Annotated in this window: 13 protein-coding genes; 1 reads left to right on the top strand and 12 read right to left on the bottom strand. The window is 64.8% G+C overall.

Annotated features, from left to right (window positions below):
- The first annotated feature begins 12 nt into the window (after positions 1-12).
- On the top strand, positions 13-1,635 hold the full coding sequence (locus tag AC1IN8_RS01050) for an acyl-CoA synthetase (protein WP_479757742.1): 1,623 nt from the start codon (positions 13-15) through the stop codon (positions 1,633-1,635).
- A gap of 157 nt (positions 1,636-1,792) precedes the next feature.
- Here the strand turns inward: AC1IN8_RS01050 and AC1IN8_RS01045 are convergent, their stop codons facing one another.
- The 12 genes from AC1IN8_RS01045 to hisD form a co-directional block, all read right to left on the bottom strand.
- The gene (locus tag AC1IN8_RS01045) at positions 1,793-2,092 is read right to left on the bottom strand and encodes a hypothetical protein (RefSeq protein WP_454009286.1); all 300 of its coding nucleotides are present in this window, start codon (positions 2,090-2,092) and stop codon (positions 1,793-1,795) included.
- A 107-nt stretch (positions 2,093-2,199) separates the two neighbouring features.
- Complete coding sequence (locus tag AC1IN8_RS01040; protein WP_342058413.1) at positions 2,200-2,490, bottom strand: hypothetical protein; 291 nt, start codon at positions 2,488-2,490, stop codon at positions 2,200-2,202.
- A gap of 325 nt (positions 2,491-2,815) precedes the next feature.
- Complete coding sequence (gene hisIE / locus AC1IN8_RS01035; RefSeq protein WP_319913461.1) at positions 2,816-3,451, bottom strand: bifunctional phosphoribosyl-AMP cyclohydrolase/phosphoribosyl-ATP diphosphatase HisIE; 636 nt, start codon at positions 3,449-3,451, stop codon at positions 2,816-2,818.
- Positions 3,444-4,217, bottom strand: coding sequence for an imidazole glycerol phosphate synthase subunit HisF (gene hisF / locus AC1IN8_RS01030; protein ID WP_319917560.1), 774 nt, complete (start codon positions 4,215-4,217; stop codon positions 3,444-3,446). Before hisF ends, hisIE begins: the two co-directional genes overlap by 8 nt.
- Positions 4,218-4,393: 176 nt before the next feature.
- Positions 4,394-8,374, bottom strand: coding sequence for a PAS domain S-box protein (locus AC1IN8_RS01025; RefSeq protein ID WP_479757741.1), 3,981 nt, complete (start codon positions 8,372-8,374; stop codon positions 4,394-4,396).
- Positions 8,371-10,527: a PAS domain-containing protein gene (locus AC1IN8_RS01020; RefSeq protein ID WP_479757740.1), complete on the bottom strand. Its 2,157-nt coding sequence runs from the start codon at positions 10,525-10,527 to the stop codon at positions 8,371-8,373. The genes AC1IN8_RS01025 and AC1IN8_RS01020 overlap by 4 nt, the downstream gene beginning before the upstream one ends.
- The gene (locus tag AC1IN8_RS01015) at positions 10,520-11,629 is read right to left on the bottom strand and encodes a response regulator (protein WP_139434593.1); all 1,110 of its coding nucleotides are present in this window, start codon (positions 11,627-11,629) and stop codon (positions 10,520-10,522) included. Before AC1IN8_RS01015 ends, AC1IN8_RS01020 begins: the two co-directional genes overlap by 8 nt.
- 154 nt (positions 11,630-11,783) lie before the next feature.
- Positions 11,784-12,518: a 1-(5-phosphoribosyl)-5-[(5-phosphoribosylamino)methylideneamino]imidazole-4-carboxamide isomerase gene (gene hisA, locus AC1IN8_RS01010; protein ID WP_479757739.1), complete on the bottom strand. Its 735-nt coding sequence runs from the start codon at positions 12,516-12,518 to the stop codon at positions 11,784-11,786.
- Positions 12,519-12,523: 5 nt separating this feature from the next.
- The gene (hisH, locus tag AC1IN8_RS01005; protein WP_479757738.1) at positions 12,524-13,153 is read right to left on the bottom strand and encodes an imidazole glycerol phosphate synthase subunit HisH; all 630 of its coding nucleotides are present in this window, start codon (positions 13,151-13,153) and stop codon (positions 12,524-12,526) included.
- Positions 13,153-14,304 carry a bifunctional histidinol-phosphatase/imidazoleglycerol-phosphate dehydratase HisB gene (gene hisB / locus AC1IN8_RS01000; RefSeq protein WP_479757737.1) on the bottom strand — a complete coding sequence of 384 codons (1,152 nt, stop codon included), beginning with the start codon at positions 14,302-14,304 and terminating at the stop codon, positions 13,153-13,155. Before hisB ends, hisH begins: the two co-directional genes overlap by 1 nt.
- A 12-nt stretch (positions 14,305-14,316) precedes the next feature.
- On the bottom strand, positions 14,317-15,417 hold the full coding sequence (gene hisC, locus AC1IN8_RS00995) for a histidinol-phosphate transaminase (RefSeq protein WP_319917566.1): 1,101 nt from the start codon (positions 15,415-15,417) through the stop codon (positions 14,317-14,319).
- 94 nt (positions 15,418-15,511) lie between these two features.
- Entirely contained in the window at positions 15,512-16,810 is a 1,299-nt protein-coding gene (gene hisD, locus AC1IN8_RS00990) for a histidinol dehydrogenase (protein ID WP_479757736.1), read from the bottom strand.
- Positions 16,811-16,813 lie beyond the last annotated feature (3 nt).

Raw genomic sequence — 16,813 nt, 5'->3', positions numbered from 1 at the left:
GGAAGGAACCCGATGACAAGCCAGAACATCTATGAGAGAGGCCTCGATAAAAATGGCGCCAATTTCGAGACCCTGACCCCCTTGAGCTTCCTGGCCAGGGCGGCCAGTGTCTACCCCGACTACCCGGCCCTGATCCACGGCCCCCTGCGCCAGAGCTGGGCCCAGACGGAGCGCCGCTGTCGCCGGCTCGCCTCGGCCCTGCGCCGCCGCGGCATCGGCGAGGGGGACACCGTCTCCATCGTCGCCCCCAATGTGCCGGCCATGTTCGAGGCCCACTTCGGGGTGCCCATGAGCGGCGCCGTGCTCAACACCATCAACACCCGGCTCGATGCCGACGCCATGGCCTTCATCTTCCAGCATGCCCAGAGCAGGGTGGTGCTGGTGGACCGGGAGTTTGGCGCCGTGGTGCGCAAGGCGCTCTCTCTTATCGACAGCCAGCCTCTGGTGATCGCCATCGACGATCCCCTCTACCGGGAAGGGGAGCTGGTGAGCGAGCTGACCTACGAGGCCTTTGTCGCCACGGGGGATGAGCAGGAGCCCGGCTGGCTGCCGGCGGACGAGTGGCAGGCCATTTCGCTGAACTACACCTCGGGTACCACGGGTAACCCAAAGGGAGTGGTCTATCACCATCGCGGCGCCCACCTGAACGCGGTCAACAACGCCCTCTCCTGGGAGCTGCCCAAGCACCCCGTCTATCTGTGGACCCTGCCGATGTTCCACTGCAACGGCTGGTGTTTCCCCTGGACCCTGGCGGCGACCGCCGGGGTGAGCGTCTGCCTGCGCCACGTGCAGGCGGGCGCCATCTATGAGGCGCTGCACGAGCACAAGGTGAGCCATTTCTGCGCCGCCCCCATCGTCCTCAATATGCTGAACAACGCCGATCCGGCCCTGAAACTGGGGCTTGACCATCCCATCAAGGCGATGACGGCGGGGGCGGCGCCGCCCGCCACCGTGATCGCCGGCATGGAGGCCATGGGGATCGCCGTGACCCATGTCTATGGCCTGACCGAAACCTATGGCCCCTGCGTGGTGTGCGAGCCCCAGCGAAGCTGGCAGGGGCAGGATGCCACGGCGCTCTCCCGGCTCAAGGCGCGCCAGGGGGTGGCCTCACCGCTGCAGGGAGAGATGCGGGTGGCCAACCCCGTCAGCGGCGAGCCTGTGCCCCGGGATGGCAAGACCCTGGGGGAGATCTTCCTGCGTGGCAACATCGTCATGAAGGGCTACCTCAAGAACCCGGCGGCGAGCGAGGAGGCGATGGCGGACGGCTGGTTTCGAAGCGGGGATCTGGCTGTCTGGCACCCGGATGGCTACGTGGAGATCAAGGACAGATCCAAGGACATCATCATCTCCGGTGGGGAGAACATCTCCAGCCTGGAGGTGGAGGACGTGCTCTATCGCCACCCGGACGTGGACGAGGCCGCAGTGATCGCCATGCCGGACGAGAAGTGGGGGGAGGTGCCCTGCGCCTTTGTGAAGCTCAAGGAGGGTCGGGTGCTCAGCCAGGCGGAGCTGATTGCGTTCTGCCGCGAGCAGATGGCCCACTTCAAGGCCCCCAAGCGCATCATCTTCACCCCCCTGCCCAAGACCTCCACCGGCAAGGTTCAAAAGTTCATGTTGCGCAAGCAGCTGGAGTGACTCAGGTGAGGGCCTCATCCAATCAACGGGCCTGTGGGCCCGTTCTTTATCATCCAGAGAGCGCCTGCTGCGAAGCGTGCGGGCGCAGGCCTGTTGCAAGGAAAATCCGCCCTCTGCTTGACGGGGACGCGCTGGCGACCAGCTATCCTGGCGCCTCTCAGCGGGGCGGGTTGGCGCCCTTGATGCGCTTGTGCAGCGCCTGCCACAGGCCGGTGATGAAGTAGTAAAGTCCCCCTGCTTCACTGGCCTTGGTGTACTCCGCGAGGGGTTCTATCATGCCGCTCTTGAACTTGTCGAGCGCCTCTTTCTCGTTGGCTGCGTCGATATAATCCCCCACCACCTCGAAGCCCTGCTCCAGCAGCTGTGACTTTTCAGGCAAGAATGAGGGGGACGACATCAGCAAGAAGGTGACGCTGGCGGGATCCTGTCCCTGACGGAAGAACTGGTATTTGCTCATAGGGCCTCTGGGAGTGAACTGTGCCCCCGCATTATCCATGGGGGCCTTGGCGCCGAACAGGCCCCATTTGCGGCACCCAAAGGGGCCTCCATTCAGGTCGGCTTCAGTCAGCCTCTTGGCGGTTTCTCCTTGCCAAACAGCCTGGGAGCATGGAGCAACATGGTTCTGAAGAGGCCTATGGTGCCGGGGCCACCATAGGGGCGGCTGGGATCGGCCATGTTGAGCTGATGGGATTCGGCCGCCGCGCGGGCATCTGGGGCCAGTATGGGTTCGCCTATGACCTCGAACCCCTGTGCCAGCAGGGTGGCCTTGTCTGCCAGGAAGCTGGCCGACGCCATGTCGAGCAAGGTGAAGGCGGCGGGCGCCTCCGGGGTGGAGAAAACCTGAAATTTGTTCATCGCGCCTGGGGAGATGAGGGTGGTGCGCCATTATCGCCGCCAGCCCTGGGATGAGCGACTCCCTGTTCAGGGGGACCGCCAGCCTGGGTATCCCAGATCCTGTCAGGGGTACAGCGTCCTTGACGCGCCCTGACAGTGGCAACTCCCGCGAAGAGGGCGCCAGCGCACGAAAAACGGGCCCCAGAGGGCCCGTTTTGTCGAGATGAGTTCAACGATTACTTGGTGTGGCGCTCATAAAGCCGCTGTACCACATCCTTCAAACCCAAGCCTTCGTTTTGCAGCAAGACGGTCAGGTGATAGAGCTGGGTCAACATGGATTCGTTGTTCACTTGGTGTGGCGCTCATAAAGCCGCTGCACCACATCCTTCAAACCCAAGCCTTCGTTTTGCAGCAGCACCGTCAGGTGATAGAGCAGATCGGCGGATTCGTTGATGAGCTCCTCCCTGTCTTTCGCCATGGCGGCCAGGGCCACTTCCACCCCCTCTTCACCCACCTTCTGGGCGATGCGCTTGGTGCCCTTGCCATAGAGGCTGGCGGTGTAGCTGGTGGCGGGGTCTGCCCCCTTGCGTGATGCCAGGATCTGCTCGAGCTCGGCGAGAAAACCGAGCGGCGGCAGCGGGTGGCCGTCGAAGCAGGAGGGATTGCCCAGATGGCAGGTCGGGCCCACCGGGTCGGCGGCGATCAGCAGGGAGTCCTGATCGCAGTCGGTGGTGATGGCGACCAGTTTGAGCACATGACCCGAGCTCTCGCCCTTGGTCCAGAGGCGCTGCTTGCTGCGGCTGAAGAAGGTGACCTGGCCGGTGGCTTCAGTCTTTTCCAGCGCCTCGCGGGTCATGAAGCCCTGCATCAGCACTTCGCCGCTTAGCGAATGCTGGACGATGGCGGGGATCATGCCGTCACACTTGTCCCAGTCCAGGCGCTCGGCCAGGGGCAATGCATTGTCTACTGCTTGATTATTCACGGATGGCGACTCCTTCGTTTTTCAGCCAGCGTTTCAATTCAGGAATGGGGATAAGGCCCTTGTGGAACACGGACGCCGCCAGGGCGCCGTCCACGTCGGCCAGGGTGAAGGCATCGCGAAAGTGTTCCATGGCACCGGCGCCGCCGGAGGCAATCAGCGGCACCTTGCAGACGGCCCGCACCAGTTTGAGCTGCTCGAGATCATAGCCCTGGCGCATGCCGTCCTGGTTCATCACGTTCAGCACGATTTCGCCGGCGCCGCGCTTTTGCACCTCCTTGACCCACTCCAGGGTGGTCCAGCTGGTGGTGCGGGTGCGGCTCTCGTCGCCGGTGAACTGTTTGACCTGATACTGGCCGCTTGGGGCATCGAAGTAGGAGTCGATGCCCACCACCACGCACTGCACGCCGAAACGCTCCGCCAGCCGGGTGATCAGGGTGGGATCGGCCAGGGCCGGGGAGTTGATGGATACCTTGTCGGCTCCGAACTCCAGGATCTGGCGGGCATCCTCGACGCTCTTGATGCCGCCGGCGACGCAGAAGGGGATGTCGATGACCTCGGCCACCCGGCTCACCCAGCTCTTGTCCACCACCCGGGCGTCGCTCGAGGCGGTGATGTCATAGAACACCAGCTCGTCGGCACCCTCGGCGGCGTAGCGGCGGGCGAGATCGACGATGCCGCCCATCACCTCGTGGTTGCGAAACTGCACGCCCTTGACCACAACGCCATCTTTGACGTCGAGGCAGGGGATAATACGCTTTGACAACATGCTCATTGCTCCATGTAAAGCACAGTTAAAAAATCATCGTTCTGCCGGTGACGCAGGATCAGGCGGCGGACGGAAAAGCGGTTGGCATGCTTTCACTGCTGGATCCTGAGCGGGAAACGGCGCCCTCATCGGGCGGCGCAGCCCCGGGGGAGCCAACACTATATGCATGACTTTATTCAGTGATTCAACCCTTTGTCTCCCTTCGGCTGGCCCGGGGACGGCGAAGCGCCATCGGGGAGAGGGGGCATGACCTCAGTGGGGGGCTCATCTGCTTGCGCGCATTGGTGCAAGGTGAGCAGGGCGCCGTCAAAGTCAAAGCTCTTCAACTGCCTGGCCAGGGTCTCGCTGCGGGGCCCGAGCATGAGCCGCAGGGGGGCGGCATACTGCTCGAACAGCGGGATCACGGCGGTGTCGCTTTGCAGCAGCAAGGCCTCCATCTGCTGGCGCAGATCCCGTTGCCACTGGCTGCCAAGGGGGATGAGCTGCGGCGCCTGGGCGGACACCTCTTCCCCCAGCCGGTCGTGCAAGGCCGCCAGCTCCCCGGCAATGACCGTCATCAGGGCGGTCGGCTCGGGGCCATCCCCCGCGAGCGTCTGCTCCAGCAGCAGGCATTGGCGCGCGAGTTCCACCATGCCAAGGGTGCTCGCGACCCCGCGCAGGGTGTGAACCAGCCGGGTGGCGCTCGTGCTATCCCCCGTTTGCAGATGGTGGTGGAGCAGGACCATGTCCTGGCCATGCTCGTTGGCGAAGTGGCGCAGCAAGGCAAGGTATTTGTCCTGCTTGCCCTGCAGTGCCGCCAACCCCTGCTGCAGATCCAGCCCGGGGACGCCCTGCAGGCGGGCGAGGGGGCCTGCCTGGGGGTCGCGGGACAGATCCTGCTCACCGGGCTCCACCACGGGCTCCACCATTCCCTTGTTCGGCAGCCAGCGCTGCAGCGCCTCAAACAGCTTGGCGGGGGTGACGGGCTTGGCGATGAAGTCGTTCATGCCGGCGGATTCACAGGCCTTCCTGTCCTCCTCGAAGGCGCTCGCCGTCAGGGCGAGGATGGGAAGCCGCGCCAGGCCGGGCAGGGCGCGGATGGCGCGGGTGGCGTCGTAGCCATCCATCACCGGCATCTGTATGTCCATCAGGATGAGATCGTAGGTATGCTGGCGGACAAGGGCCAGCGCCTCCTGGCCATTGACGGCGGTCTCGATGACGAGGCCGCTGTTGCAAAGCAGCTCCAGCACCACCTCCCGGTTGATGGCATTGTCCTCCACCAGCAGCACCCGGGCAGTGTGGGGGAAGAGGGTCTGCGCCAGGCTCTGCTCTGGCGGGAGCGGGTGCGGCGCCTCCCCCTGACCCGCCGAGAGGGCGGCGGTGAACCAGAAGCAGCTCCCCTGGCCGAGGGTGCTGTTGACGCCGGCCTCCCCCCCCATCAGGGTGGCGAGCCGGCTGGTGATCGCAAGCCCGAGGCCAGTGCCGCCGTATTTGCGGGTGGTGGAGACGTCGGCCTGCTCGAAGGCCTGGAACAGCTTCTCGCACTGCTCCGGGCTGATGCCGATACCGGTGTCTTCCACCTCGAAGCGCAGCAGGTAGCCGTCGGCAAGCGGACGGGCCATCCGTACCCGCAGGGTGACCGCACCTTGCTCGGTAAACTTGATGGCGTTGGCGGCGTAGTTGAGCAGCGCCTGGCGCAGGCGGGTGATGTCGCCATGGACCCAGGTGGGCGAGTCTCCCATGTCGACCATGAGGGAGAGGCCCTTGGCGCGGGCCTGCTCGCTCATCAGGGCGCTGACATTGTCCAGCATGGCGGTGAGGGAGAAGTCGCTCTGCTCCAGCGCCATCTTGCCCGCATCTATCTTGGAGAGATCCAGGATGTCATTGATGATGGTGAGCAGGTGCTGGGCGGCATTGTCGATCTTCTCCAGCCGCTCGTGCTGGGTGCTGTCCGGGGTGTCGCGCTTGAGCAGATAGGTGAGCCCCAGGATGGCGTTCATGGGAGTGCGGATCTCGTGGCTCATGTTGGCCAGGAAGGCGCTCTTGGCGCGGTTGGCACTCTCGGCGCGCTGGTGGGCCTGGGCCAGTTGCAGAGTGCGTTCATCGACCATCTCCTCCAGGTGGTAACGGTACTGATCCAGCTCCTCGCCGAGCTGTTTCTTCTCGGTGATGTCGGCCTGTACCGCCACATAGTGGGTCACCAGCCCGTTCTCCTGGCGAATGGGGGAGATGGCCGCCAGCACCTGATAGTGTGAGCCGTCCTTGCGCCGGTTGACGAACTCGCCGTGCCAGCGCTGGCCACGCTTGATGGCATCCCACAGGGCGACATAGGTGGCTCTGGGGGTGAGGCCGGAGCGCAGCAGGGAGGGGGTCTGGCCGATGACCTCCTCCTGCTGGTAGCCGCTGATGGTCAGGAAGGCCGCGTTGACATATTCGATGCGGGCACGAGTGTCCGTGATGAAGACGCCATCCGGGCTCTGCTCCAGTGCCAGGGAGAGCTGCCTCAGCTGTTGCTCGGCCTGCTTGCGCTCCGTGATGTCAAGATGGATGCCGAGCAGACGCAGGGGGCGCTGCCAGGCATCCCGATAGACGCTGCCCTTGCTCACCAGCCAGCATAGGTCGCCGTTTGGCAGCAGGATCCTGAACTCGATTTCGAAGGGCTTGTCGCTGACCGAGAGCTCGGCCAGCAGGGCGTCGATACGGGGTTTGTCGTCCGGGTGCAGGCAGGCCTGCCAGGCGTTAAAGGTGGTAAGTTGCCCGGCGTCGCGGCCATAGAGGCGGGCGCATTCCGGGGAGAAGAAGAGGTGATCATTGACCATGTCCCACTCCCAGATCCCGACGTGGGCGCCCTCCTGGGCCATCAGCAGCCGTTGCTCGCTCTCGCGCAGGGCACTGCTGATGGACTCGGCCCGGACCCGGGCACTGATGGCATCGTCCATCAGGTTCAGTGCCGCCAGGCGGGCGCGGCGCTGGGTATCGAGCGCCGCCTGCTGATTGTGCAGCAACTGCTGCTCGGCCAGCTTGCGCTCCGTGATGTCCTGCACAGTGCCATAGAGCTCGACCACATGGCCGTCCCCGTCCCGCAAGGCAGCCCCACGGGCGATGACCCAGACCGGGTGCCCCTGCTCGTTGATGACGCCGGCATCACATTCGTAGGGTTGCCCATCGTGCAGGCAGCGCTCGACGGCCTGGGCCATGGTGTGCCACCCCTCCTGGGTGAAGTACTTTTTCACCTCGGGATAGACGGCAGGGGGGAGGGCGGGATCACGGCCATAAATGCGGTAGATCTCCGGTGACCAGAAGTGGTTGCCGTCGCTGACACGCCAGCGCCAGTTGCCGATCTTGGCCAGCCGCTGGGATTCCCGCAGGATCCCCTCGTTGCGGCGCAGGGCCTCCTCCGTCTCCTTGTTCTGCTGATTGTCCTCGATGATGGAGATGAAGTAGTCGGGCTCCCCCTCGCTATCCCTGACCAGGGCCACCGTCAGTGTCGTCCAGATGGCCTCGCCCCCCTTGTGCAGATAGCGCTTCTCCAGGGTGTAGTGGGGCAGCTCGCCCGCCAGCATCCGATCGACGTAGTGCTGATCGATGAAGAGATCGTCCGGGTGGGTGATCTGCTGGAAGCTCATGCCCATGAGCTCATCGGCGCGGTAGCCCAGCATGTCGCATAGCCGCCGGTTGACCCGCAGCCAACCGCCATCGGGGGCGACCAGGGCGATGCCGACCGCCGCCTGCTCGAAGGTGGCCTGGAAGCGGTTCTCGCTCTGTTGCAGGCGGGACTGGGTGTTCATCAGCTCCTGCCAGCGCTGGATCTCCCGGGCGCGGGAGCTGTGGATGGCGGCGCTGAGGAGGCTGACGAGCACGCCGTTGGCAACCAAGAGCCCCCACTGCACCAGATCCTGGCCGGCCGCCACGGTCAGCTCATGGATCGGGGGCAGCAGGAAGTAGGTGGTGACCAGGGCACTGATCAGGGTGCAGAGCAGGCCTGGCAGCAAGCCTCCCAGCAGGGCGCAGAGGATGATGGGCAGCATGAAGAGCACCAGCAACGGCCGCTCGCCAAAGGCGATGGGCAGCTGGACCCGGATCTGCAACATCAGGACGGGCAGCAGCAGGGCCAGCAGGCAGACGCCCCAGCGCTGGGTGGCTGGGCGGACATGCCACAGTTGCGGTCGGTGCATCATGGGTGATCCTCCGGCGGCATGGGGGCCTGGGGGTAGGGCGGCGGCAGCCCGAGCTGGTGTGAGAGCGCATTGATCTGGTGCTTGAGGGTCAGCATGGCGAGCTCCCTGTCCACCATCACCTTGTTGAAACGCTCCAGCTCCTCGTTTTGCTGGCGCAGCTCCATGGCCTGGCGGGTCAGGGCCTGCTCGACCTGCTCCCGCTCGGTGACATCGAGCAAGAGCCCGAGCACGGCGGGCTGGCCGCGATAGTCGACGCGCCGCCCGTACAGCTCCACTTCCAGAGGCTGGTTGTCGTGGTGCAAGGCGCTGAAGCGGGCATGGATGTCGCTACCCTCCTGCTCGCATTGCTGCACCAGCTCGGCCACCCGGTCGCTGTCCTTCGGGCTTGCCAGGGCGTGCAGGGGGCCGACGCCGAGCAGGACGCCGGGGGAGTCGTAGCCAAACAGGTGGGCAAAACAGGGGTTGATGTAGCAGAGCCTGCCCTGCTGGATGATGTAGATGCCGGCGAGGGATTGCTCCACCAGGGCGCGAAACAGTCCCTCCCGTTCTCGCAAATCAGCCTCGGTACGCTTGAAGTCCGTGATGTCGCGGGAGATGCCGAAGATGCCGATCACCTCCCCCTCGTTGTCCTGCAGCGGCCCCTTGGTGGCGAGGAACACCCGATCGCCACCTGGCAGGGTCAGGTACTCCTCCTCGGTTTGCACCCGGTTGTTCTCGATCACCCGGCGGCCTGCCTCCATCAGCATCCGGGCCTGATCGGGGGGGAAGATGGCCAGGTCATCCTGACCCAGCATCTCGGCGGCGGGTCTGCCCACGAACTGGCTGGCGGCGCGGTTGAACAGTATGTATTTGCCCTCCCTGTCCTTGGCGAAGATGGCATCTTCCGAGCTGTCGGCGATGGCGGAGAGCAGTTGTAACGCCTGCAGCCGCTGCGCCTGGGAGTGGCGCACCTGCTCTGCCATCAGCAGTCGGGTGTGCTGGCGCAGCAAGATGATGCCGGCATTGGTGACGAAGAGCACCAGCAGGGCGATGAGGCCAATCCAGATGCTCTCCTTGAAGCTGGCCTGGTTGAGCTCGGCCTTGTCTATCTTGGTCAGCAGGTACCAATCCGTGTCCGCAACCGGATAGACGACGCCAAAGGCCGCGATGTCGCGATAATCCATGCCGGACAGCACCCTTGACCTTCGCTGCCCGCCGTCCAGTCGCAGATACTGGGCCGCCAGCAGGGTGTCGTGATGAAGTGGAAGGTGCAGGCGCAGGGCCGAGTCGGGGCGATAGCGCGGGTCGTTCAGATACTGCACCTGATCTGCACGCTGGCGAAACAGCGTGGCTTCCCCGCTGCTGTCGGGAGTGGGCCAGGGTTTGAGGATCTGGTTTATCCAGTGACTGCCGCTTATCTGCAGCACCATGACCGGGGCCGGCCCCGCCGCCTTGGTCAGGGGGGCCAGGAAGTCGAGCCTGGGTTGGCCTCGCTCATCCAGATAGGGGCCGACCCTGAGCACCTTGCCCGGCTCCACCCGGGTCAGGGCATCGCGCAGGGTGGCATTCATGGTGCCGGCCCCCGGGGTCTGCCACAGGGCCTGGCCGGCGGGGTCGAAGAGGGCCGCGCCATCGAATCCCCGCCCCGAGATGAATTCGACCAGTCGCGTCAGTTGCTGCGCCTGCTCATCGGAGGGTCTCTGAGGCTCGGCGGGAGAGAGCGCCCCGTCGCGGGAGTTGCCGACGATCTGGCGCAGATCCTGCTCCCGGTTGCCCAGCCACTCGGTGATGCGCCTGCTCTTGAGATCGGCGATGGTCTCGAGGCGTGCCACCTCCTTGTCCCGGGTCAGGCCGATGTTCTGGGCGATGGCCATGGCGGTCAGGGCCAGAATGATACCGTTGAGCAGCAGGATGGGGAGCCACTGACGCCCGGTGAGGCGGGGGCTGGCGGTGGTCTGATTGATGCGACGGCGCAGCATGGCATAGAGCATGAGCGCGGTAATGAGGATAAACAGCCACCCCTTGATGGTGCTGGCCAGGGCGAACTGGGCCGGGGTGTGGAAGAGCCACTCCACCGCCTTGTCCGAGAGCAGGATCCACAGGCTCGCCACCGCGGCATAGGTGAGCACCACGTTGAGCACGTGGGCCCGGGTCAGGGGAGGCTGTTCAGCCATGGATTGCCTCGGCGACATCCTGGTAACGCTCGGCGATGAGGACGAACTGCTCGAAATGGCTGTCGAAGGCTGCCACCACGTCCGGGTCAAAGTGTTGACCGCTGCCGGAGAGGATCAGGGCACGGGCCTCGTCATAGGACATGGCCGGTTTGTAGACCCGGGCGCTGATGAGGGCGTCAAACACATCCGCCAGCGCCATCAACCTGGCCGAGAGGGGAATGGCGTCGCCGCACAGGCCGTCCGGGTAGCCGCTGCCGTCCCACTTCTCGTGGTGCCAGTGGGCTATCTCCTTGGCCAGGGTGAGGAAGGCCAATGGCTGCTCCATATCTCGCTCGGCCTCTTCGATGGCGTCGCTGCCGAGCTTGGCGTGGGTGCGCATGATCTGCCACTCCTCCGGGGTCAGCTTGCCCGGTTTGAGCAGGATATGATCGGGAATGCCAACCTTGCCGATGTCGTGCAGGGGGGCGGAGCGGCTCAGCAGATCGATGTAACCCGGCGACAGGGTCCCGGCAAAGCGGGGGTGACCGGCAAGGGCACTCGCCAGCAACCGCACGTAGCCCTGGGTGCGCAGGATATGATTGCCGGTCTCGGGATCGCGGATCTCTGCCAGATGGGCCAGCGCCCGGATGGAGACCTGCTGGATCAGATCGTTTTCGGCCATCCGGCGAGCGACCTCGGCCTCCAGGGCCGCATTCTGATCGTGCAGACCATCCCGGGCCTGCTTGGCTTCCAGCTGGGTGCGTACCCGCGCCTGGACGATGACGGGCTTGATGGGCTTGGTGATGTAGTCGGCGGCCCCGAGGGAGAGGCCCTGCTCTTCGCTCTGGGGATCGGCGAGGGCGGTGAGCAGTACCACTGGGATGCGGTGGGTGTCGGGGTTGGTGCGAAGCTGCTTGAGTACCTCGTAGCCGTCCATGCCGGGCATCATCACATCCAGCAGAATGAGATCGGGTTTCGTCTTGCCACTGGCGATGCGCAGGCACTTCTCCCCGCTCTGGGCGGCGAGCACCCGGTAGCTGGGTGAGAGCAGCTCGGTCAGCACCATCAGGTTCTCGGGAGAGTCATCGACGATGAGGATGGTGGCACAGTGAGATGTGAACATAAGCCTTCCGTGACATTATCTCGATGAGTCCGAGTATAGAGCCAATTGCTGCCAGATTATAAGGGCTTACCGCTATGCCCTCAGAAGATAGAGGTGCCTGTTCCGGCGCTGATGGCCGGACAGGCACCTTGGGGAGCAGCGGGTGATCCCGTGGTCACTCACTCCAGCAGGCGATGGCCTGCTGCACGTCGAACTTGCCCTCCAGCAGTGCGCGGCCGAGGATGACCCCCTTGACGCCGGTGTCCTTGAGCGCCTCTATGTCCGCCAGGCCGCCGATGCCGCCGGAGGCCTGAAACGCCACGCTGGGGTAGCGGGCACAGAGATCCCGGTAGAGTTCGACGTTGCTGCCCGAGAGCGTCCCGTCCCGGCTGATGTCGGTGCAGAGCACGTGCTTGAGCCCGGCGGAGAGGAAGCGCTCGATCAGCGCCTCCAGGCTCACACCGCTGTTCTCCTGCCAGCCTGCCACCGCGATCTGGCGATTCCCCTCTGCATCGATATTGACATCCAGCGCCAGCACGATGCGCTCGGGGCCATATTTCTCCATCCAGCTAGCCACCAGATCCGGGGACTTGACGGCAGTGGAGCCGACCACCACCCGGTTGGCACCGGCGGCCAGCAGATCCGCCACATCCTGCTCGCTGCGCACGCCGCCGCCCACCTGCACCGGCGCCCTGGTGGCCGCCAGCAGGGTGGTGATGAGGGCGAGCTGGCGCGCTTTTGCATCCTTGGCGCCGTCCAGATCCACCAGGTGCAGTTGCTCTGCTCCCTGGGCGACATAGTCGTCGAAGCGGGCCTGGGGGCTGCTGCTGTATGCGGTCTTCTGGCCGTAGTCCCCCTGATAGAGTCGGACTACCTGACCATTGATGAGGTCGATTGCGGGAATGATCATCCTTGTTACAGCTCCAGAAAGTTTTGCAGTAAACGGGCACCGGCTGCGCCGGATCGCTCCGGGTGGAATTGGGCGCCGAAGAAGTTGTCGCGCCCCACGATGGCGGTGAAGGGCTGGCCATAGTCGCAGGTTGCCAGCGTCGCGTCGGTCACCTCAAGGGCGTAGGAGTGGACGAAATAGAAGTAGCTGCCGCTTTGGATCCCCTTGAGCAGGGGATGGGTCTCATCGTGCTCTATCTGGTTCCAGCCCATGTGGGGCAGGCGCAGATCGCCCACCTCCATCAGCCGGATCCTGCCAGGCACTATGCCGAGGCAGTCGATGAGCCGCCCTTCGCCGCCATCGGTGCTCATGTTCTCCTCGGAGGCCTGTGCCAGCATCTGCATGCCGAGGCAAAAGCCCAGCAGGGGCTGCCTGGCGGCGCGAATAAGCGGCACCAGGTTGCGCTCGTTGAGATTCTTCATGGCGGCCACGGCAGTACCCACCCCGGGCAGGATCAGCTTGTCTGCCCCCTCGATATCGGCCGCCTTGCTGGAAACCAGCGGCTGCACGCCGAGACGCTCGAACGCCATGCGCACCGAGGCGAGGTTCGCACAGCCCGTGTCGATGATGACCAGCTTCTGCTTGCTCACATCCATCACAGCACCCCCTTGCTGGAGGGGAGGTCACTCCCTTCCACCCGGATGGCCTGGCGCAGGGCGCGGCCAAAGCCCTTGAACAGCGCTTCCACCTGGTGGTGGGTGTTGCCGCTGCCGACCTTCATCTGCAATGTGATGGCCATGGCGTCCGAGAGGGAGCGGAAGAAGTGGGGCACCATCTCGGTGGCCATCTCGCCCACGCTGTCGCGGCCAAAGCCGCTCGGGCAGTCGAACACGAAGTAGGGGCGGCCGCTCAAATCCAGCGCCGTGGCCACGTCCAGCTCGGTCAGGGAGGGAGCCTGGGCACTGTCGTTCGTGCCTTCAACCAGGCGAGGGCGACCGTCGATCACCGCCTGCACCTCGTCCATCGCCAGCACGAAGCCGAAGCGGCCGATGCCGCGCTTGTTGCCAAGGGCCTGGCGCAGAGCCTGACCGAGAGCCAGCCCGACGTCTTCCACCGTGTGGTGATCGTCGATGTGCAGATCGCCGCTGACCTTCAGCTTGAGGCGAAAGCCCGCGTGGGTGGCTATCTGATCCAGCATGTGATCGAAGAAGCCGATGCCGGTGGCAATCTGGTTGCCGCCGCTCTTGTCCAGGTCCACCGCCACCTGGATGCGGGTCTCCTTGGTGTAGCGCTCCACCTCGGCCACGCGCCCCTTGGAGAGCAGCTGATCACGGATGGCGAGCCAGTCGTGATCCTGCGGGTGGTAGCGAATGCCGCGAATGCCCATGTTCTCGGCGAGTTGCAGGTCGGTCTGGCGGTCGCCAATGACGAAGGAGTTGGCAAAGTCGATGCGACCGGACGCGAGGTACTCCTTCACCAGGCCGAGGTGGGGCTTGCGGCAGCTGCAGCCGTCGGTGGGGAAGTGGGGGCAGATCAGCACCTGCTCCCAGTTCACTCCTTGGGATTCAAAGAGGTGCATCATCAGATCGTGAGGGGGCTGGAAGTTCTCCAGCGGCAGGCTGGCGGTCCCCAGCCCATCCTGGTTGGTCACCATCACCAGCACGTAACCGGCGGCCTGCAGCTCGCGCAGCACCGGGATCACCATGGGCTCGAAGCGCAGCTTGGCGAGGCTGTCCACCTGCTTGTCGGTCACCGGCTCCTCTATCAGAGTGCCGTCACGGTCGATAAACAAAAAAGGGGTCTTCATCTGGCTACTTCCTTATACGCTGGCGGCAGACGGGTTGCTGGCTGAGGGGGTGCTGTTCGATAGATCGCGCAGCACGGTGAGGACGGCGTCCATCTCCCCCTGATAGCCGATGGTGATGCGGATGCTGTTGTCCAGGCCCGGCTTGCTGGAAAAATCACGCAAGATGATGCCGGCGGCCTTCATGGCGGCAAAGACGGCGGCACCATCGGTGAAGCGCACCAGCACGAAGTTGCCCTTGTCCTCGAACACCTCTTTCACGCAGGCAAGCCGCAGCAGCTCGGCCTTGATGAGGGCCTTCTGCTTGTTGAGCTCCTGCACCCGCTCCTGCATCAGCGCCAGCCCCATGGGGGAGAGGGCCTGGGCCGCAATCTGGGCGATGGGCTCGGGGATGGGGTAGGGAGCTATCACCTTGGCCAGCATGGCGATGAGCTCCGGGTCCCCTAAGGTGAAGCCGCAGCGGATCCCCGCCAGGGCAAAGGCCTTGGAGAGGGTGCGGGTCACCACCAGATTGGGGTACTGGGCCAGCAGATCCACCACTGAACTTTCCGGGCAGAACTCGATATAGGCTTCGTCGACCACCACGATGGCGCGCTCCCGGGCCTTCTCCAGCAGGGCGATGAGCCCCTTGCGGCCCACCAGATCCCCGGTGGGGTTGTTGGGGGAGCAGAGGAACACCAGTTTCACGTCGGAGAGACGATCCGCGATGGCGGGCCAGTCCGGCTGACGGCTGGCGGTGAGCGGCTGCTCGACGATGCCGACGCCGCAGGTCTCGGCGCTGATGGCGTACATGCCGTAGGTGGGGGGACAGATGAGGATCTGATCCTCCCCCGCCTCGCAGAAGGTGCGGATCAGCAGCTCGATGGCCTCGTCGGCGCCGCGGCTCACCAACACCTGATCTGGATTGACCCCGGCGTAGGCGGCGTAGCCGCTCACCACCTCGGCCGGCTGGCACTCGGGGTAGCGGTTGAGACGGTTGCCCTCGATGGTGAAGGGGTAGGCCAGGGGCGCCTCGTTGGCGTTGAGCCAGACGTGACCCTGACCGCCGATGCGACGGGCGGATTGATAGGGGGTGAGGGCCCGCACCACGCGGCGAGCCAGATTGGCGATGCTCATGACAAATCCTTCTGCTGCTGGTCTGAAAGTGCGTTCAATCCGAGGGTGACGGCATTATTGATGAGGGCATGGCGCCCTCTCGGTGCGGTGATCGTCATGTCCGCTCCTCTTGCAGTGCATTCAATCTCAGCGTCACGGCATTCTTGTGGGCATCTAGCCCTTCCGCATCGGCGATACGCTGGACTATGGGGCCAAGGCCCCGGATCCCCTCGATGCTCAGCTCCTGCACAGTGTAGCGACGCTGGTAATCCGCGAGCCCGAGGCTCGAGCAGGTGCGGGCATAGCCGTAGGTGGGCAGGGTGTGGTTGGTGCCGCTGGCGTAATCCCCGACCGACTCCGGGGTCCATGCCCCAAGGAAGATAGATCCGGCGTTCTCGAGTTTATCCAGCAGATCGCGGGGGGCGCGGGTCTGCACGATGAGGTGCTCCGGCGCGTAGGCGTTGGAGATGGCGCAGGCCTCGTCCAGATTGTCGCAGAGGATCACCAGACTGCTGCCGAGTGCCTGGGCGGCGATATCCCGGCGGCTGAGCTTGGCCAGCTGGCTTTTTATTTCACCTGCGATGGCATCGGCCAAGAGCGGTGAGGTGGTCACCAGCACCACCTGGCTGTCGGGGCCGTGCTCGGCCTGGGAGAGCAGATCCGCGGCCACGAAGGCGGGGCTCGCGCTCTCGTCGGCAATCACCAGCACCTCGGAGGGGCCGGCGGGCATGTCGATGGCGGCGCCGCGCCAGTCGCGAGAGACCTGGCCCTTGGCTTCGGTCACATAGGCGTTGCCCGGGCCGAAGATCTTGTCCACCTTGGGAATGCTCTGGGTGCCGTAGGCCATGGCGGCGATGGCCTGGGCGCCGCCGATGGCGAACACCTTCTCGACGCCACAGGCGCGGGCGGCAAACAGTATCTCGTCGCTGGCCGGCGACGGGGTGCAGAGCACCACCTCACGGCAACCGGCGATGGCGGCTGGAATGGCCAGCATCATCACGGTGGAGGGGAGCGGCGCGCTGCCCCCCGGCACATAGAGGCCGACCCGGCTGATGGGCTGGGTGCGCAGTTCGCACACCACCCCGGGTTGGGTCTCTACTCGTACCACGGGCTGCACCTGGGCGGCGTGGAAGGTGCGAATGTTGGCAATCGCCGCCTCGATGGCGTTTTTGATGCCGTCATCCAGCCGCGCGCAGGCAGCCTCGATTTCGTCCTCGCTGACGCGCAGCTGCTCACGGGGGGCGCGCTCGAAGCGCAGGCCGAGTTCCCGCAGGGCGTCGTCGCCCCGGCTGCGCACCGCGCCGATGATCTCCTTGACCACGGCACCTATGTCCACCTCGTCATTGAGGGCGGGCCGGGTCAGCACGTCGGCCTGCTGGGCGGGGGAGAGGGTCTTCCAGATCAGGGTCTGCATGAT

The organism is Aeromonas sp. 130281, from assembly GCF_056642115.1.
The sequence above is the reverse complement of the archived record's forward strand: the minus strand, read 5'-3'. Positions and strand labels throughout refer to the sequence as shown.